The 1,462-nt window shown below is 60.4% G+C and carries 1 protein-coding gene; it reads right to left on the reverse strand.

The window, feature by feature from the left end:
* Positions 1–17: 17 nt before the first annotated feature.
* A complete protein-coding gene (locus F2P45_RS34165) occupies positions 18–1,400 on the reverse strand; it encodes an IS701 family transposase (RefSeq protein WP_229505441.1) in 1,383 nt (460 codons plus the stop codon).
* Positions 1,401–1,462 lie beyond the last annotated feature (62 nt).

Here is a 1,462-nt window from a genome sequence, read left to right on the forward strand (position 1 = left end):
AGCTCGACTTTGTCCAACTATCTCGCGTAGCAGACGGTTTCTGTCAGGCGCTCAAATAGGGCACGCGGGATTTTCACCATATCGCATTGGCTCCCCGACCCTTTGTAATTCTCTTCACTCCACAGCGAGCGGCGCACGAATGCGATGGTGTCGGAGAAGGTCGGGCTGTCCTTGGCGTACCAGGCGGCATGCCGTGTGATCAGTGTGCCATGTTCCAGTAACTGCCTGGCAGCCAATGCCACAATCGAATACAGCGCGAGGATAACTGGCGTGGTGCATGCGATGGCACGGTCGGACCATTGCCGCTGTGTTTCCATGCCCAGATGCGCACGTGCCTCTTCAAAGGTCACTTCGATCTGCCAGCGGCGGATGAACCAGGCCAGGATCTGTTCTGGTTCGGCGGCCTCATCGGTGCAGAGGAAGGCTTGCGGATCAAGCTTGCGTTGCGGATCGCGCACCAATATCCAGCGCAGTGGGATGGTCGGCAAGCCGCTGCTGTACCAGACGGCGGTGCCAGTGGCAATCTCGACGGCCTTGTCACCCTGTCCGTACCATTGGGACAGCGTCACGCTGCGCCAATGAGTGGCCTCGCAAGTCGCTCTTTCTTTCAGTGTCGGCTGGCGCGCTCCCTTGCGCCGTGGCCGGCCGCGTGCGCCAGGTGCTCGCTCGGGCGCCGGATCGTACAAAGCGGCGTCTAGCCGCAAACGGGTGACAATGCATAGCTTGTGGCGTACCGCATCGAGCAGTTCCAGCGCCGCGAAACTGCTGTCGGCCACGACCACGATGGGGCGCTCGGGTAGCCAGCGTCTGATCATCAGCAACAACTGCCGGGCGCGATCGGTGAGCTTGTTGGGACGTCGTCCACGCTGGAGGTAATAGCGCTCGGACGGCGCCAACACGGAGCAGAACGGCAGTGCCCAGCACCGCTTTGCCCATGGGATCGGCGCTATCAGCATCAGGCACAGCCAGCGCAAGCCGCTCGCCTTGACGAAATGACCGTGACTCGAGCGCACCGGATCGCGGTAAATTCCCTTGGCGGCGATCCTGGCACCGCGCCGCCGCTCAATGGTGTCGTCCAGCGCCATGAGCAATGGTCCGTCGGGTACAAACGCTTCGACCAGCAGTTCCAGCAAGCGCCGACTTGCCGCCAGCGTCGACCATTTGACGCGATTGAGCACGCGATGATATTTCTGGAATTGCCGCTCGTGGGACAAGCCCATGACGCGTAGTACGGCACTGACCGTGCGCGGCCCAACGGCCAAGATGGCGCCTGCCAACAGGATCTGTACCAACGGCCAGGCACGCTTGGAAAACAGATCGGAAAAACCTACAATGGCCTTCGTAAGCCCGGATGCTATTACCGTCATGATGAACCTCGCTGCAACGAGTGGATCAATCATTGACTACGCATTCGGGCTTACGTTCCCTTCGTCCATCGCTCACAAATGGACAAAGTCAAGCT

Source organism: Massilia mucilaginosa (assembly GCF_011682145.1).
In the GTDB taxonomy this organism is placed as follows: Bacteria; Pseudomonadota; Gammaproteobacteria; order Burkholderiales; family Burkholderiaceae_D; genus Telluria_A; species Telluria_A mucilaginosa.